20 protein-coding genes are annotated in these 19520 nt (G+C 70.8%); 8 read left to right on the plus strand and 12 right to left on the minus strand.

Annotated elements, in window-relative coordinates; all coding sequences use genetic code 11:
- Positions 1–74: 74 nt before the first annotated feature.
- Positions 75–614, plus strand: coding sequence for an NUDIX domain-containing protein (locus tag BLT21_RS04450; RefSeq protein ID WP_091499714.1), 540 nt, complete (start codon positions 75–77; stop codon positions 612–614).
- Positions 615–644: 30 nt separating this feature from the next.
- Here the strand turns inward: BLT21_RS04450 and thyX are convergent, their stop codons facing one another.
- Complete coding sequence (thyX, locus tag BLT21_RS04455; protein WP_091499716.1) at positions 645–1394, minus strand: FAD-dependent thymidylate synthase; 750 nt, start codon at positions 1392–1394, stop codon at positions 645–647.
- Between the two features lie 64 nt (positions 1395–1458).
- Here thyX and BLT21_RS04460 point away from each other — a divergent pair, with 64 nt between their 5' ends.
- The 3 genes from BLT21_RS04460 (at position 1459) to BLT21_RS04470 (ending at position 3381) form a co-directional block, all read left to right on the plus strand.
- Positions 1459–1902 carry a TlpA family protein disulfide reductase gene (locus BLT21_RS04460; RefSeq protein ID WP_091499718.1) on the plus strand — a complete coding sequence of 148 codons (444 nt, stop codon included), beginning with the start codon at positions 1459–1461 and terminating at the stop codon, positions 1900–1902.
- A 146-nt stretch (positions 1903–2048) separates the two neighbouring features.
- Entirely contained in the window at positions 2049–2474 is a 426-nt protein-coding gene (locus BLT21_RS04465) for an OsmC family peroxiredoxin (RefSeq protein ID WP_023951786.1), read from the plus strand.
- The gene (locus tag BLT21_RS04470; protein WP_091499721.1) at positions 2467–3381 is read left to right on the plus strand and encodes a TIGR01777 family oxidoreductase; all 915 of its coding nucleotides are present in this window, start codon (positions 2467–2469) and stop codon (positions 3379–3381) included. Before BLT21_RS04465 ends, BLT21_RS04470 begins: the two co-directional genes overlap by 8 nt.
- 33 nt (positions 3382–3414) lie before the next feature.
- On the opposite strand, the gene BLT21_RS04475 is transcribed toward BLT21_RS04470, so the two are convergent.
- From BLT21_RS04475 to BLT21_RS04500, 6 genes are all read right to left on the minus strand, one after another.
- Positions 3415–3864: a tetratricopeptide repeat protein gene (locus BLT21_RS04475; RefSeq protein ID WP_091499724.1), complete on the minus strand. Its 450-nt coding sequence runs from the start codon at positions 3862–3864 to the stop codon at positions 3415–3417.
- Positions 3861–4676, minus strand: coding sequence for a 4-hydroxy-tetrahydrodipicolinate reductase (gene dapB, locus BLT21_RS04480; RefSeq protein WP_091499727.1), 816 nt, complete (start codon positions 4674–4676; stop codon positions 3861–3863). The genes BLT21_RS04475 and dapB overlap by 4 nt, the downstream gene beginning before the upstream one ends.
- A gap of 9 nt (positions 4677–4685) precedes the next feature.
- Positions 4686–5507 (minus strand): TSUP family transporter, encoded by an 822-nt coding sequence (locus tag BLT21_RS04485; RefSeq protein ID WP_091499729.1) that lies wholly within the window; start codon positions 5505–5507, stop codon positions 4686–4688.
- Positions 5508–5562: 55 nt separating this feature from the next.
- Complete coding sequence (locus BLT21_RS04490; RefSeq protein ID WP_091499732.1) at positions 5563–6162, minus strand: histidine phosphatase family protein; 600 nt, start codon at positions 6160–6162, stop codon at positions 5563–5565.
- 86 nt (positions 6163–6248) lie between these two features.
- Complete coding sequence (locus BLT21_RS04495) at positions 6249–7241, minus strand: aldo/keto reductase (RefSeq protein ID WP_091500684.1); 993 nt, start codon at positions 7239–7241, stop codon at positions 6249–6251.
- 265 nt (positions 7242–7506) lie between these two features.
- Positions 7507–9786 carry a polyribonucleotide nucleotidyltransferase gene (locus BLT21_RS04500; protein WP_091499734.1) on the minus strand — a complete coding sequence of 760 codons (2280 nt, stop codon included), beginning with the start codon at positions 9784–9786 and terminating at the stop codon, positions 7507–7509.
- Between the two features lie 290 nt (positions 9787–10076).
- On the opposite strand from BLT21_RS04500, the gene BLT21_RS04505 reads away from it, so the two are divergent.
- The gene (locus tag BLT21_RS04505) at positions 10077–10259 is read left to right on the plus strand and encodes a DUF5302 domain-containing protein (RefSeq protein ID WP_091499737.1); all 183 of its coding nucleotides are present in this window, start codon (positions 10077–10079) and stop codon (positions 10257–10259) included.
- A gap of 103 nt (positions 10260–10362) precedes the next feature.
- Here the strand turns inward: BLT21_RS04505 and BLT21_RS04510 are convergent, their stop codons facing one another.
- Together BLT21_RS04510 and BLT21_RS04515 are read right to left on the minus strand one after the other, a co-directional pair.
- Positions 10363–11097, minus strand: coding sequence for a class I SAM-dependent methyltransferase (locus BLT21_RS04510; RefSeq protein WP_091499739.1), 735 nt, complete (start codon positions 11095–11097; stop codon positions 10363–10365).
- A gap of 81 nt (positions 11098–11178) precedes the next feature.
- Entirely contained in the window at positions 11179–12627 is a 1449-nt protein-coding gene (locus BLT21_RS04515; protein ID WP_091499742.1) for a cation:dicarboxylate symporter family transporter, read from the minus strand.
- Between the two features lie 172 nt (positions 12628–12799).
- Between BLT21_RS04515 and BLT21_RS04520 the strand changes: the two genes are divergently transcribed.
- Positions 12800–14062, plus strand: a complete 1263-nt coding sequence (locus BLT21_RS04520; RefSeq protein WP_091499744.1) for a sensor histidine kinase — start codon at positions 12800–12802, stop codon at positions 14060–14062.
- Positions 14059–14739, plus strand: coding sequence for a response regulator (locus BLT21_RS04525; RefSeq protein WP_091499747.1), 681 nt, complete (start codon positions 14059–14061; stop codon positions 14737–14739). The genes BLT21_RS04520 and BLT21_RS04525 overlap by 4 nt, the downstream gene beginning before the upstream one ends.
- 102 nt (positions 14740–14841) lie before the next feature.
- Here BLT21_RS04525 and BLT21_RS04530 read toward each other — a convergent pair whose 3' ends face one another.
- Positions 14842–16827, minus strand: coding sequence for a GDSL-type esterase/lipase family protein (locus tag BLT21_RS04530; RefSeq protein WP_091499749.1), 1986 nt, complete (start codon positions 16825–16827; stop codon positions 14842–14844).
- Positions 16828–16977: 150 nt separating this feature from the next.
- On the opposite strand from BLT21_RS04530, the gene BLT21_RS04535 reads away from it, so the two are divergent.
- On the plus strand, positions 16978–17661 hold the full coding sequence (locus BLT21_RS04535; protein ID WP_091499750.1) for a DedA family protein: 684 nt from the start codon (positions 16978–16980) through the stop codon (positions 17659–17661).
- Here the strand turns inward: BLT21_RS04535 and BLT21_RS04540 are convergent.
- Positions 17573–18217: a CE1759 family FMN reductase gene (locus tag BLT21_RS04540; RefSeq protein ID WP_091499752.1), complete on the minus strand. Its 645-nt coding sequence runs from the start codon at positions 18215–18217 to the stop codon at positions 17573–17575. The two genes, BLT21_RS04535 and BLT21_RS04540, sit on opposite strands and share 89 nt — an antisense overlap.
- Positions 18214–19410 carry an LLM class flavin-dependent oxidoreductase gene (locus BLT21_RS04545; RefSeq protein ID WP_091500685.1) on the minus strand — a complete coding sequence of 399 codons (1197 nt, stop codon included), beginning with the start codon at positions 19408–19410 and terminating at the stop codon, positions 18214–18216. The genes BLT21_RS04540 and BLT21_RS04545 overlap by 4 nt, the downstream gene beginning before the upstream one ends.
- Positions 19411–19520 lie beyond the last annotated feature (110 nt).

Raw genomic sequence — 19520 nt, forward strand, 5'->3', positions numbered from 1 at the left:
TTCTCAGGGTATCGGTTCCCGCCCGGCGGACGTATCGGCCCCGTCCGGTGGCGAGCGCGTTCTAGGGTGGCGGGATGGCCTGGACGACGCGAAGCACTCGCACGGCGTACGAGAACCGGTGGATCTCGGTCCGTGAGGACGAGGTCACCGGTCCGGCCGGAGACGGCATCTACGGTGTGGTGGAGATGCGGCATCCCGCGGTCTTCGTCGTGGCGATGGACGACGCCGACCGGGTGTGCTTCGTCGAGGTCGACCGCTATACGACGGGACTCTCGATCGAGGTGCCCGCGGGCGGCAGTGACGGCGAGGACCCCCTGATCGCCGCGAAGCGCGAGCTGCTCGAGGAGACCGGGATGATCGCCGCGTCCTGGGAGCCCATCGGCCGCATGAACGCCCTGAACGGCATCGCCGTGGCGCCCGAGCACGTCTTCCTCGCGCGGCAGCTGACGCCGGCCCACGACGCCGCATCGTCACAGCAGGAGGAGGGCATCGAACGGGTGGTCTGGATGCCGCTCGCCGAGGCGCTGCGTCACGTCGCCGATGGTCTGATCGACGATGGCGAGACGGTCGCCGCGCTCGCCTACGCCGGGATCAGGCTGGGACGCTTCGCCTGACGCGGCGCGCGGCGGTGCCTCGTCGCGGGGTCAGGGTGCGACGCGGCCGTTGGCGTTGAACGCCGCGTGGGTGAGCGGCATGAGCTCGCGCCAGAAGGTCTCCATCTTCTCGGCGCACATCTCGATCTCGCGCTGCGGGAAGGACGGGAAGTGCGTCCCCTCAACCTTCGTGCGCAGCGAGAGGAAGTTCATGAGCGAACGGGCGTTCACCGTGACGTACATCGACGAGTAGATGTTCAGCGGCAGCACGATGCGCGCGACCTCGCGGGCGACGCCCGCCGCGAGCATCGTGCGGTAGGCCTCGTACGCCTGGGTCGACGCCGCGCGCGTGCTCTGGTCGACGACGGCGAACTGCTCATCGGTGCCGGGGAGGAACTCGTAGGCGCCCGGCTTGCCGACCTGATTCAGGTTGCGCTCGCGGCCGGGGACGTAGAAGACGGGGCGCAGCTCGCGGTATCGCCCGGACTCCTCGTTGTACGACGCCATTCGGTGGCGCATGAATTCGCGGAAGACGAAGATCGGCGCCTGCACGTAGAAGGTCATCGAGTTGTGCTCGAACGGAGAGCCGTGGCGGTCGCGCATCAGGTAGTTAATGAGCCCGCGATCGCGGCCCGATGCCTCGGTGCCGGCGGCCGCGGCATCGAGGGTCTGCTCGCCCTGCGTCGACACGCGCGCCGCGAAGAGCACGTCGGAGTCCGCGGCGCTCGATCGCACGAGCTCGACCGTCACGTCGCTGCGGAACTCGATCTCGGGATTCGGGGTCTGCTGGGCGTCGCTCACCGCTTCAGATTACCCCGGTGCCCGCGTGCTGCCCGCCGTCGAGAGGGGTCTATCGTGGGGTCTTGTGGAACTCGTGGCGGTCGCCGTCGTCCTGGCCGGACTGTTAGCGGTCACAGGCGCCGTCGGCATCGTCCTCCGCCGGCGCGCCTCGCGCCCCTACCCGGTCCCCCGCTTCGACGTGGTCGATCCTCGGCGGCTCGGCGCCGCCCCCGACGCGCTGGGTCGCACGGCGACGCTCCTGCAATTCAGCACGGAGACCTGCCAGCGGTGCCCCGCCGTGCACCGCACGCTCGCCGAGATGGCTCGTGACAGCGACGACGTGGCGCACCTCGACATCGATGTGACCGACCGTCCGGACATCGCGCGACGGTTCCAGATCGCGCAGACCCCGACGACGCTCGTGCTCGACGGGCGCGGCGTCGTACGCACCCGCTTCGGGGGCGCGCCGCGGCGGGATGTCGTGCAACTGGAGATCCTGCGGCTGCGGTCGCAGTCGGCGTCCGTCTGAGACCAGCGCCCGAGGTCCTCTCGGAGCCCGTGTGCGGGGCCTGTCAAGACGTTCCCGCATGCATCGGGCCGACCTAGGCTCGTCCCGAGCGCATACCGCGCCGTCTCGACACGGCACACCACGTGCCGGACCCGAAGAGGAGAGTCATGAGCGTCACGAGCGAAGCAACCACCAGCTGGAAAGGGAGCCTGACGGAGGGATCGGGCCAGATCGCCCTCGAGAGCTCGAATCAGGGCCCGTTCGAGGTCAACTGGAAGGCTCGCAGCGAGGGCTCGAGCGCCGTCACGACTCCCGAGGAGCTCATCGCCGCCGCGCACTCCTCGTGCTTCTCGATGGCCCTCTCCCACGCGCTGGCCGAGAACGGTACGCCGCCGGAGTCGGTCGAGACCACGGCATCCGTCACCTTCATCCCCGGCACCGGCATCACCGGTTCGCATCTCAACGTCAACGCTGTCGTCCCGGGCCTGTCGGCGGAGGACTTCGATCGGCTGGCACAGGAGGCCAAGAGCGGATGCCCCGTCTCGGCAGCCCTCGCCGGAATCGAGATCACGCTCGAGGCGACGCTTGGCTGATCAGGGCTCGACGAGTCGCGTCGTCGTCGCGGGCGCGTCCGGCCTCATCGGACGCGCCCTCGTCGACGACCTCCGCGCCGACGGCGTCGAGGTCGTGCGGCTCGTGCGTCGCGCACCGTCGGCGGCGGACGAGGTGCAGTGGTGGCCCGGCGAGCGTCCGCTCGATCCGACCGTCCTGGCCGGAGCGCGCGCCGTCGTCGGGCTCAACGGGGCGAGCATCGGCCGCTTCCCGTGGACACGGTCCTACAAGCACGAGCTGGTCTGGTCGCGTCTTCTCCCGACCGAGACGCTCGCCACGGCGGTGCGTGCGCTCGGTCGCGACGCTCCCGTCTTCCTGTCGTCGTCCGCCGTGGGTTACTATCCGACTCGGCCGGGCGTCCGCATGAACGAGACGGCGCCGCGCGGCGACACCTTCCTCGCCGACCTCTGCGGCGAATGGGAGGCCGCCGCGCTGAGCGCTCGGGAGCACGCCCGCGTGGTGCTGCTGCGCACGGCGCCGATCGTGCACCCCGAGGGGGTTCTCAAGCCCCTCATGCTGCTGACACGAGCGGGCCTGTCGGGTCCGATCGGTCGCGGCACCCAGGTGTGGCCCTGGATCTCGCTGGTCGACGAGGTCGCTGCCATCCGGCACCTCATCGAGGCCGACGTCACCGGTCCCGTCAACCTGACCGGTCCGACCCGGGCGACGGCGAACGACCTCGGCTTCGCCCTGGCGATGCGCATGAACCGCCCCTACCTCGTCCGCGCGCCGGAGTTCGCCCTCCGACTGGTCCTCGGACGGGACGCCACGGAGGCGCTTCTGACGAACGACACCGATGTGGCGCCAGCCGTGCTCGAGAAGTCCGGCTTCACGTTCACGCACGAGCGCGTCGAGGACGCCATCCGGGCGGTCGTACCGCCGCGGTGACACGGGCGTCGAGCGGCGCTGCGGCCTGACGGGTCAGCCGCGCCGCTCAGCGCGTTCGAGCGCGATGGCGGTGCGCACCGCCTGGCGCGCCCGCCGGCGGTCTCCGGCACCGTCGTAAGCCAGCCCGAGGCGGAACCAGGCACGCCAGTCGTCGGGTGCCGTCTCGACCGCCTCGCGGTAACGCGGGAACAGCGCGTCCGCCTCCGCGCGGTCCGGACGGCCGCTCGGCGACACGTCGATCGCCTCGGCGGGAAGCCCGGCGTCGCGCTCGAGCCGCGCTCCGAGGCGCGACGCGCCGGCGCCGAAGGCGAGCTCGCGCCACAGCGCCCAGGCCGCGACGACGGGAAGGACGACGAGGGCGACGCCCATGATCACCCCGACGGGCTCCCCCGACATCATCAGCAGAACCGCACGCTGGGCGACGAACACGATGTACAACGCGAGCAGCGCCGCCATCGCGAACGCCAGGATGCGGGTGCTCATGCTCCGGTGACGCGCGCGACCTGGCCGGGAACGTCGCCCTCGTCACCGGGGGCGGCGGTGCTCCGCGCCGAGCGCGGCCGGATACCGATGTCGACGAAGCTGTCGAGGCCGACCGTGATCCCACGGGCGGTGCGCGCGGCATCCAGCGCGATGCGGATACCCGGTTCGTACGCGCGTGCGGGCTCGACGGTGTCGTGCACGATCGACAGCGCCTCGCCCGGGCCCGAGAGGATCGTCTCCTGGCGGGCGATCACCCCGGGGCGGCGCAGCGAGTGGATGGGGACGCTCGCGACCTTCTGCCCGCGCGCCCGCTGGTCGGCGTGCGGCGACTCGACGGGGCCGACGTCCGCGCGCGCGGCGGCGATGAGCTCCGCGGTGCGGACCGCCGTGCCGCTCGGCGAGTCGACCTTCGTCTCTCGATGGGTCTCGACGATCTCGATCGAGGGGAACAGCGACGCGGCGGCCGCGGCGAGGGCGGTGCCGACGACGGAGCCGAGCGAGAAGTTGGGGATGATGACGACGCCGACGCCGGCGGCATCCACCGACTGTCGGATCTGCGCGATGCGCTCCTGCGACCAGCCCGAGGTGCCGACGAGCACGTTGATGCCGCGCTCGACGGCCGCGCGCACGACGTCGGTCGAGACCGCGGGTGTCGACGCGTCGACGACCAGGTCGGCACCGTCGAGCTCGTCGAGGCTGCTGCGGCTGGTGAGGAGCGTCGACACCTCGAAACCGTCGGAGGCGTCGATCACGTCCTTGATGATGCCGCCGAGCTTGCCGGTGCCGCCCACGAGGGCCACGCGCGTGGTCATGAAGCCAGCCTACGCGGCGGCGAACTGGACGTAGGTGTCCCAGGCGAGCTTCACGACGAGGATCGAGAGCACCACCAGGAAGACGATCCGGACGAAGCCGCTGCCGTTCTTCGTCGCCATCCGTGCGCCGATGAATCCGCCGGTCATGTTGGCCACCGCCATCACGACGCCGAGCAGCAGCAGGATCTCGCCGTGGACGCCGTACACGAGCAGAGCGGCGAGATTCGTCGTCAGGTTGGCGATCTTCGCGTTGACGCTCGCCTGCAGGAAGCCGTAGCCGAGCACGGCGACCAGCAGGATCACGAAAAACGACCCGGTGCCGGGCCCGAGGATGCCGTCGTAGAAGCCGACGCCGACGCCGATCACCGCCGAACGCCAGATGACGGCGGCGCGCGACTCGTGCCGCGGCTCATGGTGGAGGCCCATCTTCGGCTTCAGCAGCGTGTACACGGCCACCGCCACGACGGCGACGAGCACGATGGGCGTCAGCAGCTCGCGCGGGACGTAGCGCGAGAGCGCCGCGCCCACCGCGGAACCTGCGAAGGCTCCTCCGACGAGCGGGACGAGCAGCACGAGCTGCACGCGGATGCGACGGAGGTACACCCAGCTCGCCGAGAGGGTGCCGGCGAAGGACGACAGTTTGTTCGTGCCGAGGATGAAGGGCGTCGCGACATCCTTCGGCACGCCGATGACGAGCGCCGGCAGCTGGATGAGCCCTCCCCCGCCGACGACGGCATCGACCCATCCCGCGACGCCGGCGGCGACGATGAGGAAGATCAGTGCGGAGATCGAGACCGGCAGCCATTCGGCGAGCAGAGGACCATCGAGCACCGGTCGATTCTCCGGCTCCGCGCGCGCCGCGTCCAATCGGCGCGGGCGCCGCGGGTCAGACGGGGAGGATGTCGGGAAGGCCGGTCCGCAGCTCGACCGGCAGGTGCGAGAGGTCGTTGTGCGACACCATCGTCCACGGACGGCCGGGACGCTGTGCGAGCACGGTCAGCCCGCAATGGGCCTGGTTGATCGTCAACCAGCGCCAGTCGGGGGCCTGGAGCACCTCGCGGACGAACCAGGCGATCACGAAGTTGTGCGTTATGAGCAGCTCGTGGGTGTCGGGCTTGCGGGCGAGGAACTCGCCGACGGCGTCCGCCATCTGCGCGGCACCCGCCTCGGTCTCGGCCTCGGTGTAGGACCCGAAGAACGGCTCGTAGACCGCCGGGGTCTCGGGAGTCATGCCCGTGGGGACGCAGTCGAAGAGCAGCGACGAGGCGCGCGGCGCGAGCGAGGGCAGACGCTTCGCGACGGCGCGCGCGGTCTCCTGTGCGCGCTCGAGGGGCGAATGCCACACGGCGTCGAGAGGGACGCCGGAGATGCGATCGGCCAAGAGTTCGGCCTGGCGGCGACCGCGCGGGGAGAGCGGGCCGTCTTCGAGTCCGTGCTCGGCGTCCTGATGCTCTCCGTGGCGCACGAGGTAGAGATACTGCGTCACAGAAGCTCGATTCGAAACGATGAACAGGGCGTGATCCACACTACGTCACCCCTCCGACACACGCTCGGAGCGTTCCGGAAGCCGCCCTATTCGACGGCGCGGGCGATCTCCGCGAGATGCGAACGGCCGAGCCGAACGCCGACCCCCTGCACGAGCTGGTCGACGTGCGCGGGCCGTCCGGCGTTGATGATCGGAGCCGTGACGACACGCTGTGCGAGCAGCCACGCGACCGCGACGGCGGCGGTCGGCACCGACAGCTCCTGCGAGATCCGATCGAGGGCCTTCAGCGTGCGGGATCCCCGGCGGTTCATCCACGCCGCCAGCTGCGAGCCGCGCACCGATGACGACAGTCCGGCCCGGTCGCGATGCGTGCCCGTGAGATAGCCGTGCTCGAGGGCGCGGGAGGGCGTCACCGCGAGACCCTGAGCGCCGGCGATGAGACGCAGGTCGCCGTCGAACTCGGAGCGGTGCAACAGGTTGTAGGGCACGTCGAGCGCGGCGAAACGGGGGTAGCCGGCCGACGACAGGATGCGCGCCTCGACGAGCTGCATCGCGGTGTAACCGGCGGCGCCGAGAGCCCGCACCTTGCCGCTGTCCACAAGCCACTCGGCCGTGGCGAGCGTGTCTTCGAGAGCGGTGGTCGCGTCCGTCGCGGCATCCAGGTAGAGGACGTCGATGCGCTCGATGCCGAGACGGCCGAGCGAGGCCTCGACCGCACGCACCAGGTTCACCGAGCCCAGCCCGGGATTGTCGGGGTTGCCGCCGATCCTCACCGTGACCACGATGTCGTCGCGGATGCCTCGGCTGGCGAGCCAGCGGCCCACGATGTGCTCGCTGCGGCCCGAGGCGTAGCCATCCGAGGTGTGGACCGCGTTGCCACCGCGCTGCACGTACGCGTCGAGCACCGCATGGCTCGCCGTGAGATCGACCGTCCACCCGAACTCGGCCGCGCCGAGGACGAGCGGGAAGACGCGGATACCGGTCTCGCCGAGAGCGACCCGGATGTCGGCCCCGAGAGGCACCCCGTGCACCGGGATGGGGCTCGAGGGGTGCAGGACCGGAGCCGCGGCGTCGGGCATGTCGGTGGCAGAGGTGCCGGCGGGCGCACCGTCGGGCGCGACCTGGGCCACCCGTTCCCGCGCCATCACACACCTCCGCATCGGCACCGAGGACTCCGTGGAACGCGGCTCCTCGGCGCGCACTTCGAGAGTAGGACACGCCGCACCCGTGGGCGCGCATTGTCGGTAACGGGCCGTGAATTCCGCATAACTCTTTCATCACGGTCCGCCGGACGACGGATGCCCGCCCCCGGAGCGGGGACGGGCATCCGATCGGTCACGCGACTCAGCCTTCGGCGGGAGCCTCCGGGCCCTCGCTGGCTGCAGCGGAACCCTGCTGGTCGGCCGCCTCTTCGACGACGGGCTCGAGCGAGAGCTTGCCGCGGTCGTCGATCTTCGTGATGCGCACGAGGATCTTCTGGCCGACGCCCAGGACGTCCTCGACGTTCTCGACGCGCTTCCCGCCGGCGAGCTTGCGGACCTCGCTGACGTGCAGCAGACCGTCCTTGCCGGGCAGCAGCGAGATGAAGGCGCCGAAGGTCGCGATCTTGACGACCGTACCCAGGAACTGCTCGCCCACCTCGGGGTTGGTCGGGTTGGCGATCGCGTTGACCTGCGCGCGAGCAGCCTCGGCCGAGGGGCCGTCGACCGCGCCGATGTACACGGTGCCGTCGTCCTCGATCGAGATCTGCGCGCCGGTCTCGTCCTGGATGGAGTTGATCGTCTTGCCCTTGGGGCCGATCAGCTCGCCGATCTTGTCGACCGGGATCTGCACGCTGATGACGCGCGGAGCCGTCGGCGCCATCTCGTCGGGGCTGTCGATCGCGGCGTTCAGGACACCGAGGATCGTCAGACGCGCCTCCTTGGCCTGCGTCAGCGCGGCGGTCAGCACCGACGACGGGATGCCGTCGAGCTTGGTGTCGAGCTGGATCGCCGTGACGAACTCGCTCGTGCCGGCGACCTTGAAGTCCATGTCGCCGAGCGCGTCCTCCGCGCCCAGGATGTCGGTCAGCGCCGCATAGCGGGTCTCACCGTCGACCTGGTCGGTGACCAGACCCATCGCGATGCCGGCGACGGGGGCGCGCAGGGGCACACCCGCGTTCAGCAGCGAGAGCGTCGAGGCGCAGACGGAGCCCATCGACGTGGAGCCGTTCGATCCGAGGGCCTCGGAGACCTGACGGATGGCGTACGGGAACTCCTCGCGGCTCGGCAGCACGGGCACGAGGGCGCGCTCGGCCAGGAAGCCGTGCCCGATCTCGCGACGCTTCGGGCTGCCCACACGGCCGGTCTCACCGGTCGAGTAGGGCGGGAAGTTGTAGTGGTGCAGGTACCGCTTGCTCGTCGTGGGCGAGAGCGAGTCGATCTGCTGCTCCATCTTCAGCATGTTCAGCGTGGTGACACCCAGGATCTGGGTCTCGCCGCGCTGGAAGATCGCCGAACCGTGGACGCGCGGGATGACCTGCACCTCGGCGTCGAGCGGACGGATGTCGGCCAGGCCGCGACCGTCGATGCGGACGCCCTCGCTGAGGATCCGACCGCGGACGATCTTCTTCGTGACCGACTTGTACGCGGCGGAGAACTCGCCGAGTGCCGAGGCGGGCAGCTGGCCGGCCTCGACGGCCGCGGCGACCTCGCCCTTCACGCGATCCTTGATGGCGTCGTCGGCGCTCTGGCGCTCCTGCTTGTCGGCGATCTGGTACACGCCCGACAGCTCGCCGTACGCGCGCTCGGCGACGAAGTCGTACACCTCGGGTGCGTAGGGCGGGAAGACGGGGTAGACGCCCGGCTCGCGCGACGCGGACGCGGCCATCGAGGCCTGCGCCTCGACGAGCTGCTTGATGAACGGCTTGGACGCCTCGAGGCCCTGAGCGACGATCTCCTCGCTCGGCTTGACGGCGCCGCCCTTGATGAGGTTCCAGCTGCCCTCGGTCGCTTCGGCCTCGACCATCATGATGGCCACTTCACCGTCGGGCAGAACACGGCCGGCGACGGTCAGGTCGAAGACCGACTCCTCGACGGTCTTCTGGTTCGGGAAGACGACCCACTGATCGGCGTGCTCGCCGTGACCGGGGACCAGGGCGAGTCGCACACCGGCGATCGGGCCCGAGAACGGCAGACCCGAGATCTGCGTGGACGCCGATGCGGCGTTGATGGCGAGGGCGTCGTAGTACTCGCCCGGCGCGATCGAGAGGACCGTGATGACGATCTGGACCTCGTTGCGCAGACCGTCGACGAACGACGGACGCAGCGGCCGGTCGATGAGACGGCAGACGAGGATGGCCTCGGTCGAGGGGCGTCCCTCGCGCCGGAAGAACGAGCCGGGGATCTTGCCCGCGGCGTACGAGCGCTCTTCGACGTCGACGGTCAGCGGGAAGAAGTCGAAGCCTTCGCGCGGGTGCTTGCCGGCGCTGGTGGCCGAGAGGAGCATCGTCTCCTCGTCGAGGTAGGCGGCAACGGCGCCCTGCGCCTGCTGTGCCAGTCGTCCGGTCTCGAACCGGACGGTGCGGGTGCCGAAGCGGCCGTTGTCGAGGACGGCTTCGGCTGCGGTGATTTCTGGACCTTCCAAGAGGTCTCTCCTTCTTTGTTTAGACTCGCACGCGCGTTTCGCGCACGAGATCGTGCAAAGGAGCGGGGGCAGATATGGGCGCGCGGTCAGAGCCGCGAGAACCGCCTGCGCTGGTCACCAGTCGAAGATCACCATCTCCTCGATCGCGATTCGATCGGGATGGGAACCCACCACAGGGGACCAGCTTCCTGCCGGATCCGCTCCATGAGCTCAGTGTTGAATTGAGCGGGTGCCGGAGGGCAACCTGGCCCAGCCTACCAGCGACCCCCTCACCTGCGTATCGTGACGGTATGAGCGAAGCAGAAAAGCCCACCGGCGCGGCATCCGACGATGTGAAGCGCAAATTCCGCGAGGCTCTCGAGAAGAAGAATGCGCAGAGCCGAACAGGCGAAGCACATCTCGACGGCGACTCGTCGGTGCACGCCTCGCACGGCGCGATGACGAAGCGGGAGTTCCGCCGCAAGAGCGGCTGATCCGAAGCCCCCCCCCCGACCGCGCGACCCGACGCGAATGGCGCTGAGAACGGCGCTGAGAAGACGATTCGCGTCGGGTCGGCATTCGTCGGGGGGGCGACTCTCATCTGGCGCGGGCGACGACGACCATCAGCGGGGAAGGGGCCGCAGCCCCGGCGTCGAACGGTGTGCTGATCCAGTCCGCGAACACGGACTCCACGGCCAAGCCCGCCGCGGCGAGGTCGCGTCCGATCTCGGACCGGGATCGGAACACGAGGTGCTGCACCTCGCTGACGACCTCGCCGGTGGCGAGGAAGCGGTTGTGCGAGACGAGCTCGACGACGCGGTCGTCACGGGTCGTCGCCGACATCCACTCTTCGAGCGGGCCGTGCGGGGTGTCGCGCGTCGTCGTACCGGCGTCGTCCCAGGCCTCCCACGCGCGCGCGGCGGGGTTGCGGGTCTCGAACGAGAGCAGTGCGCCCGCCGGCATCCGTTCGCGGATGTCGGCGAGGGTCCGCGACCACGCGACGTCGGGGATGTGCTGGGCGACGTTGCCCGTCATGAGCACGAGATCGAAAGGTCCCGCCGGGGCTGCGGAGCTGTCGCCGTCGACCCACACGACATCCCCGGCCCCGCGACGGCGCCGGGCGAAGGAGAGCATCGCCGGCGACGGGTCGACCCCGACGACGTGCCGACCCGGCTGAACGAGCGACACGGTCAGCATCCCGGTGCCGCAGCCCACGTCGAGGATCGACGTGACGCCGAGGCGCGCGGCAAGGGCGCGATAGAAGTCGTGGTCGGGACCGTCGGGGTTGTCCCCGTCGTAGAGGTCGACGATGCGGGGGTCGTAGTCGGGCACTCCCCCAGGCTAATCACGACGATGGCCGCGGCATCCGTCACTGCGGAGCCGCGGCCATCGGGCCGTCAACGGTCCAGCCGGTCAGCGCGTCGCGGCCTCCCGGCGCAGACGGGCGCGCTCCTCCTTGGCCGCCGCCTCGTCGAGGGCCGCCTCGCCGAGGCCCTGCGTGCTGACGGCACCGGTATCGTGCGACATCCCGTCGCTGCCGTGACCGGCGATCATCGACTCGTCGAACGGACGCTCGCCGCTGAGCACGGCACGAGCCTGCTCGCGGTCGAACTCGCGCGTCCAGGTGCCGATGAGGATCGTGGCCACAGCGTTGCCCGTGAAGTTGGTGAGCGCGCGGCCCTCCGACATGAACCGGTCGATGCCCACGATCACGCCGACGCCGTTGACGAGGTCGGGGCGGTACGCCTGCAGACCGCCGGCGAGCGTCGCGAGACCCGCGCCCGTGACCCCGGCCGCACCCTTCGACGCGATGATCATGAACACCAGCAGGCCGATCTGCTCGGGGATCGACATCGGTGCGCCCATGCCCGCCGCGATGAACAGCGATGCCATCGTGAGGTAGATCGCCGTGCCGTCGAGGTTGAACGAGTATCCCGTCGGGACGGTGATGCCGACGACCGGCTTCGAGACGCCGACGTGCTCCATCTTCGCGATCAGACGCGGCAGGGCCGACTCGCTCGACGACGTGCCGACGATGAGGAGGTACTCGCGGGCGAGGTACTTGATCAGGCTGAAGATGTTGATGCGCGCGACCGCGTAGAGCAGCGTGCCCAGCACCGCGACGATGAAGACGATGCACGTGATGTAGAACGCGATCATGAGCACGCCGAGGCTGACGATGGCGGCGACGCCGGTCTTGCCGACGACGGCCGCGATGGCGCCGAATGCGCCGATCGGGGCGAGCCAGAGGATCATGCCGAGGATGCGGAAGACGAGCGTCTGCAGGTTCTTCACGGCGCTCATGATCGACGCGCCCTTCTCACCGAGCCCCTGCAGCGCGAACCCGACCAGCAGCGCGATGAACAGCACCTGCAGGACGCTCTCGCCGGTGAACGCCGAGAAGAAGGTGGTCGGGATGATGCCGAGCACGAACTCCGTGGTCGTCTTCGCTTCGGCGGCGGCCCCGGCGTCGTAGGTCGCGCTCTGCATGTTCAGGCCTTCACCCGGGTGGATGATGTTGCCGACGATCAGGCCGATCGCGAGCGCGAAGGTCGACATGACCATGAAGTAGAGAAGCGCGAGGCCTCCGATGCGGCCGACGGTGGCGGCCTTCGCGATCGACCCGACGCCGACGACGATCGTGCAGAAGATGATCGGCGCGATCATCATCTTGATGAGGTTGACGAAGCCCTTGCCGAGCGGTTCGAGGCCGACCGCGAAGGTCGGCCAGACGAGGCCGACGACCGCACCGAGCACGACCGCCAGGATGACCGACACGTAGAGCCAGGTGTGCTTGTCCCAGGCCTGCTTGCCTTTGCGGGCGTTGTACCCCGGAAGGCGGAAAGATGATGTGAGAGCCATGGTCTCCTCCAGCTGAACAGTCGTTGTCCGAAGCCGACGTCTCTGTCGGTGCGATCTCAGATTCCGACGGTTCCGCTCCGCCGCCGACTTGTGGTCGTATTGGTCGCGGTGCGCGACGACGAGGCTGCGTGCTCGACGATGACGACGGTGACGACGAGGACGGGGAGCCGGGATGAGAACGCGCACACGCAGCGCCGCATCGCTCGTGTTCGTGGCGGTCGCCGTGGCCGTCGCGGTGCTCACCCTCGCGATCGCGGGCATCCTGATCGTCGACGGCCAGCGCTCGGCCCGCGCCGAGGCGGAACGGGTGACCCAGGCCGTCGCGCAGACCGTCGCCGACTCGGCCGAGGTCGCCGACCTGCTCGCCGCCGGTGACCTCGACCGCGCCGCTGCGGAGCTGCAGCCGCAGATCGAGCAGGTCATCGTCGACGCACGCGTCGACTTCGTCACCATCATGAGTCCCGAAGGCATCCGCGTGACCCACCGCGACGCCGACCGCATCGGCGAGACCTACCTCGGGACGATCCCGACCACGACCCGCGCCCTCACCGAGGAGTTCACCGGCACCCTCGGGCCGTCCGTGCGCACCATCGTCCCCGTCGAGGGGAACGGCGGCGTCGTGGGCTGGGTCTCGGTCGGCGTCACGATCGGCAGCATCGCCGCGACCCTCGGCCCGCGCATCCTCGTCATCGTCGGCATCGCCGTCGCACTCCTCGCCGCCGGGCTCGTCGGGGCCGCCGTCGCGCGGCGCGCGACGCGCCAGGTCACAGGCGATCTCCCCGCCGGTGCCGTCCGCGACGCCGTCTCGTCGTTCGAGTCGCTGCGCACCCTCGGCGAGGCCCTGCGCGCACAGACCCACGAGCACGGCAACCGCATGCACACGGCCATCGCCCTGCTGGAGCTCGGGCGCATACCGGAGGCGATCGAGATCCTCGCCGAGACCTCGCGGCAGAGCCAGGTGCTCGTCGACCAGGTCGCCGCCCGCCGCGACGGCGATCCGACCGTCGGCGCGCTCCTGCTGGGCAAGGCCTCGCAGGCGAAGGAGCGCGGCATCCGGTGGCGTTCGCGTATCGAACCGGACGCGCCGCGGTCCGTCCTCTCGCCCGTCGACGCCGTCTCGGTCGTGGGTAACCTCATCGACAACGCCCTCGACGCCGCCGCCGGCGGCCCCGAGCCGAGGTGGGTGGGGATCAAGATGACGCGCACCGGTGAGGACGAGCTCGAGATCGCCGTCTCGGACTCCGGGCTCGGCGTGCCCCTCGACCTGCGCCGACGAATCTTCGAGCACGGTTTCTCGACGAAGCCCGCGGGCACCGAGGGACGCGGCGTGGGGCTCGCACTCGTGGCGGCCATCGTCGACGACGCCGGTGGTGTGGTCACCGTCGACGACGACCCGACCACCTTCCGCGTCATCCTGCCGAGGAGGAGCCTGTGATCGGCGTGCTGCTCGTCGATGATGAGGCGCTCACCCTCGATCTGCACCGTCAGTACGTCGAGCGTCTCGACGGGTTCCGGGTCGTGGCCGAGTGCAGCAGCGCCCGTTCGGCCCTCCGCGCCCTGCTCGACAGCCCGGCAGCCAGCGAGATCGACCTCGTCCTGCTCGACATGACGATGCCCGACGGCACCGGGCTCGACGTGCTCCGGCACGTGCGGGCGCGGGCGCGCGAGGTCGACGTCATCGCGATCACCTCGGTACGCGACGCCGATGTCGTGCGGCAGGTCATCGGTCTCGGCGCCGTGCAGTATCTCGTGAAGCCGTTCACCTTCGCCGACTTCCAGGACCGGATGTCGCAGTACGCCCGCTATCGCGAACGCGCGAGCGTGACGACGGGAGCGGCGACACAGGCGGAGATCGATGCGATGCTCGGCGCGTTGCGTCCCGTCGCCGCGCCGGTCCCGAAGGGACTCGCCCCCGAGACGCTCGAGCGCGTCTCGGTGCGGCTGCGAGCCGCCGGCGCGCTCTCTGCCCGTGAGACGGCGGAGGCCCTCGGGATGTCGCGCGTCGCTGCGCGCCGCTATCTCGAGCATCTCGCCGACGCCGGCCGCGCCGAACGCGCGCAGCGCTACGGCACCCCGGGGCGCCCCGAGGCCGAGTACCGCTGGCGGTCCTGACCGCGCGCCCATGCGCCGAGAGCGCACCATCGCCGCGAGAGCGCACCGACGAGGGTGTGATCTCGCGGCGACGGTGCGTTCTCGGCGGATGCAGGCGCCGGGCTACTGCTGCGACAGCGACGAGCGGTGCGGGGCGGCGGGGCCGATGCGGACGTACGCGGGTAGCTTGGGTGCGACGCCGTCGCCCGCGGTGCGGCCGCGCAGCCGTCGCCATACCCAGGGCAGCGCGTCGCGGCGCAGCCACGTGCCCGGCGCCGCGGGGTCGTCGTCGGTGTGGAAGGCCTCGTCGAGGCCGGCGAGCTGCTCGGCGTGCGGCACCCCGAGCGCCTCCGCGGCACGGTAGGCGACCAGACGGTGACCGCGCGAGCGCAGATGCACCCTGTCGTCGGCCCACAGCTCGACGCCGGCGAGCTCAGGAACGGCCTCGAGGTCGACCAGGATCGCGCCCGTGCGCACCGCGATCGTGCGCAACCGGGCGTTGTAGGCGGCGAACCGTCGCGCGAGGACGCCGGCGGCGGTCCGCGCGGGCAGGAAGACCGTCGCGAGCAGCACGTCGGCTCCCGAGTCGCGCAGGCGCCGCACGGCGATCTCGACCTCGTCCGCCACCGCGGCGACGTCGACGCGCGCCCGCACCAGGTCGTTCGCGCCGATCAGCACCGAGACCAGGTCGGGGCGCAGCGCCAGACACGCGGGCACCTGCTCGTCGACGAGGTGGCGCACCCGGCGGCTGCGCACGGCGAGGTTGGCGTAGCGGAAATCCGCGGCGCCCTCGCCGCGCGGTCCCGCCGAGGCCAGGAGCTGCGCGAGCCGGTCCGCCCAGCCGCGGTGCAGGCCGACCGGCATGCGCGACGTGTCGCAGAGCCCCTCGGTGATCGAGTCGCCGAGGGCGACGTAGCGTCGCCAGAGCGGAGCCGAGACACCCGCCGCGATCACCTGCGGTCGCGGCCACACCCGGACGCGGAGGCTCCGATCGATGGAGTGCAGCTCCCCCGCGCGACCGTAGTGGGCGAGAAGGGCATCGCCCAGGCTCTCCCACGTGCGACCGGCGACGGCGGTTCGGGCGGCCTCGCCGAACGCCCGCCGCTTCGCCGCGTCGCCCGCCAGATCGGCGACACGGGCCCGCAGATCGGCGGCATCCCCCGGCCGGTAGAGCCAGCCGTCGACGCTGCTGCGCACCAGGTCGAGCGGGCCGCCGCGGCCCGTCGCCACGACGGGGACGCCGCTCGCCTGGGCCTCCTGGATGGTCTGCCCGAACGTCTCGCTCTCACCCGGGTGGACGAACACGTCGAAGCTGGCCATCGCGGTCGCGAGCTCGTCGCCGTGCAGGGCTCCGAGGAACTCGGCATCCGGTAGCGTCCGCTCGAGCGAGGCGCGCGACGGCCCGTCGCCCACGATCACGAGGCGCACCCCCGGCAGCGAGCGCAGAGCCGCGAGGTCCTCGAGCTGCTTCTCGGGCGCGAGGCGCCCGACGTACCCGACGACCACATCGCCCGTCGCCGTCGCCGGGACGACGCGCGCCCGCCATGCGTCGTCGCGGCGGTGGGGAGAGAAGCGGATGCCGTCGACCCCGCGCCCCCAGATCGCGACGCGATCGACGCCGAGCCCCTCGAGCTGGCGTCGTGCGGCCTCGGCGGGGGCGAGGGTGAGCGTCGCCCGTCGGTGGAGGCGCCGGACGTGCGCCGCGGCGATCGCCGAGGCCCGGGGCAGACCGTACCGCTCGGTGTAGGCGACGACGTCCGTCTGGTACACCGCGACGCTCGGCAGGCCCATGCTCTCCGCGGCGAGGAGCGCCTGCCAGCCGAGCACGAACGGCGAGGCCAGGTGCACGATGTCGGGCCGGAACGCCCGGAGCGTCCGCGCGACCGAGGCGACCGGCGGTGCGGCGACGCGCACGGCCGGGTATCGCGGCATCGGGAGCGAGGGGACCGACCGGCCGGGGACCGCGAGCGCGCGACCGCGGCCGACCCCCGGGGCCACGACGAAGGCGTCGTGCCCGCGTCTCTCGAGATGCTCGAGCACCCGCAGCACAGAACCGGTCACCCCGTTCATGTGGGGCAGGAAGGACTCGGTGACCACCGCGACTCGCACGAGACCAGGGTGCCGCCGCTCCGGTCGTTCCGGCACCGGAACGGGCCCGGATCGCCCATTGTTCACGCGATCCTCCACGACCGGCCACCGGGCGGACGCCGGACGGTCGTCGTTCCCCTGCCGTTCATCGCCGAGTGGTAGGGATGCGGCGTGTTCACCGACGTGCTGGTCGCGCTCTCGAGCGGGCCGTGGCTCCTCGCCGCGGTCTTCGCCCTCGTCCTGCTCGACTCGGTGCTCGTCGTGGTGCCCGGCGAGATCGCGGTGACCGCAGCCGGCACCCTGGCCACCGCGACGGGCAGCCCGCCGCTCGTCGCCGTCGTCGCCGTGGCAGCTTCCGCCGCCTTCTGCGGCGACGCTCTCTGCTACGCGGTCGGGCGCCGGATCGGGCTGCGGCGTTGGCGATGGACACGGCACCGACGCGTGCAGAACGCCGTGGCCTGGGCCGGTCGACGGCTCGTGCAGGGCACCGCCACGGTGGTGTTCACGGCACGCTTCATCCCGTTCGCCCGTCTCGCGGTGAACCTGACGGCGGGGGCGACCCGCGTGCCCGCGCCGCGGTTCCTCGCCGCGGCTGCACTGGCCGCCATCGTGTGGGCCGGGTATCAGAGCGTCGTCGGCGCCGCCTTCGGCCTCCTGCTGCCGGACGACCCTCTCGTCGCGGTCGTGCTCTCGGTCGCCGCGGCGCTCGCGCTCGGGGCCGCGATCGATGCGATCGCGGCCGCCGTCGCACGGCGCCGCGGGACGATCACTCCCCCGCGAGACCGCCGAGCAGGTGACCGAAGGACTTGCCCTCGCCGAGGTAGGAGGCCGGGTCGAACGGATCGGCATCCCTGACCGGCGTCCGCGCCGCCACGGCGGCCGCGAGCTCGCGAGCGCCGCGTTCGACGCGAGCGCTCAGCGGAGCGACCTCGTCGGCCTTGCTGCCCCAGTCGCTCGACGCCGCGAACACACCCGTCGAGACGGGGGCCGCGTGGAGGTAGGCGAACAGCGGCCGGATGGCGTAGTCGATCGCGAGCGAGTGACGTGCCGTGCCCGCGTTGGCACCGATCAGCACCGGCATCCCCGTCAGCGCATCGGGGTCGAGCACGTCGATGAACGACTTGAACAGACCGGAATAGCTCGTGGAGAAGATCGGCGTCACGGCGATGACGGCGTCTGCGGAGACGACCGAGTTGATCGCCGATTCGAGGGCCGGCGGGGCGAATCCCGTCAGGAGGTTGTTGGTGATGTCGTGCGCGAGGTCGCGCAGCTCGATCACGTCGGCCGTGGCGGTGATGTCGGACGCGGCGAGCTCGGCGATCGTCGCGCTCGCCAGTCGATCGGCGAGCATCCGCGTCGACGATGGGTTGGACAGACCCGCCGAGACGACGGCGATACGTCGGGCGCTCATCGTGCCGCCGCCACGCCGAAGGCCGAGCCCGCGGGCGCCGGGGCGTCCTGGTAGGGCGACGGTCCGCTGAGGTTGTCGCCGCGGTTGGCGCGCGGGCGGGCCTCGCGGGCGGGGCCGTCGCCGTACACCTCACGCACGCGAGCGGCGTGCGTCGGGGCGTCGGGAACCGCGGCGCCGCGGCCCCGAGCGAGCTCCTTGCGCAGCACCGGGACCACCTCGCCGCCGAGGATGTCGAGCTGCTCGAGCACGGTCTTCAGCGGCAGTCCGGCGTGGTCCATCAGGAACAGCTGGCGCTGGTAGTCGCCGAAGGTCTCGCGCATCGCGGCGTAGCGGTCGATGACCTGCTGGGGAGAACCGACCGTCAACGGGGTCATCTCGCTGAAGTCCTCGAGCGACGGGCCGTGGCCGTAGACCGGCGCGTTGTCGAAGTAGGGCCGGAACTCACGCACCGCGTCCTGCGAGTTCGCGCTCATGAACACCTGACCGCCGAGGCCGACGATCGCCTGCTCGGGCGTGCCGTGACCGTAGTGCGCGAAGCGCTGGCGGTAGAGATCGATCAGGCGCTGGTAGTGCTCCTTGGGCCAGAAGATGTTGTTCGCGAAGAAGCCGTCACCGTAGTACGCGGCCTGCTCGGCGATCTCGGGCGTGCGGATCGACCCGTGCCAGACGAAGGGCGCCACACCGTCGAGCGGGCGGGGCGTCGAGGTGAAGCCCTGCAGCGGCGAGCGGAACTTGCCCTCCCAGTCGACGACGTCCTCGCGCCACAGCTTGTGCAGCAGCGCGTAGTTCTCGATCGCCAGCGGCAGGCCCTGACGGATGTCCTTGCCGAACCAGGGGTAGACGGGGCCCGTGTTGCCGCGTCCCATGATCAGATCGACGCGGCCGCCCGACAGGTGCTGGAGCATCGCGTAGTCCTCGGCGATCTTCACCGGGTCGTTCGTCGTGATGAGCGTCGTGGCCGTCGACAGGATGAGGCGCTCGGTCTGGGCCGCGATGTAGGCGAGGGTCGTGGTGGGCGACGACGACCAGAACGGCGGGTTGTGGTGCTCGCCGATGGCGTAGACGTCGAGGCCCACCTCCTCCGCGTGCTTCGCGATCGTCACCGCAGCGCGGATCTTCTCGGCCTCGCTGGGGGTGTGGCCGGTCGTGGGGTCGGTCGTGATGTCGCTCACGGAGAAGATGCCGAACTGCATCCCCGACCAGCCGGTGTTTTCGCTCGTGTGCGTGTTCACGTCGGTCCGCCTTCCCGGATGCCGCGGCATCCGTTTCATGCAAATGAATATAAACCATGCAACGCGGTCGC

Source organism: Microbacterium sp. cf332 (assembly GCF_900102175.1).
Lineage (GTDB): Bacteria > Actinomycetota > Actinomycetes > Actinomycetales > Microbacteriaceae > Microbacterium.

What these genes read in the sequence shown, in the direction of transcription:
- BLT21_RS04505 (WP_091499737.1), top strand. Translation starts at nt 10,077, where the DNA reads ATGAGCGAAGCAGAAAAGCCCACCGGCGCGGCATCCGACGATGTGAAG.
- BLT21_RS04465 (WP_023951786.1), top strand. Translation starts at nt 2,049, where the DNA reads ATGAGCGTCACGAGCGAAGCAACCACCAGCTGGAAAGGGAGCCTGACG.
- dapB (WP_091499727.1), bottom strand. Translation starts at nt 4,676, where the DNA reads ATGACCACGCGCGTGGCCCTCGTGGGCGGCACCGGCAAGCTCGGCGGC.
- BLT21_RS04495 (WP_091500684.1), bottom strand. Translation starts at nt 7,241, where the DNA reads ATGCCCGACGCCGCGGCTCCGGTCCTGCACCCCTCGAGCCCCATCCCG.
- BLT21_RS04520 (WP_091499744.1), top strand. Translation starts at nt 12,800, where the DNA reads ATGAGAACGCGCACACGCAGCGCCGCATCGCTCGTGTTCGTGGCGGTC.
- BLT21_RS04450 (WP_091499714.1), top strand. Translation starts at nt 75, where the DNA reads ATGGCCTGGACGACGCGAAGCACTCGCACGGCGTACGAGAACCGGTGG.
- BLT21_RS04515 (WP_091499742.1), bottom strand. Translation starts at nt 12,627, where the DNA reads ATGGCTCTCACATCATCTTTCCGCCTTCCGGGGTACAACGCCCGCAAA.
- BLT21_RS04540 (WP_091499752.1), bottom strand. Translation starts at nt 18,217, where the DNA reads ATGAGCGCCCGACGTATCGCCGTCGTCTCGGCGGGTCTGTCCAACCCA.
- BLT21_RS04475 (WP_091499724.1), bottom strand. Translation starts at nt 3,864, where the DNA reads ATGAGCACCCGCATCCTGGCGTTCGCGATGGCGGCGCTGCTCGCGTTG.
- BLT21_RS04545 (WP_091500685.1), bottom strand. Translation starts at nt 19,410, where the DNA reads ATGCAGTTCGGCATCTTCTCCGTGAGCGACATCACGACCGACCCCACG.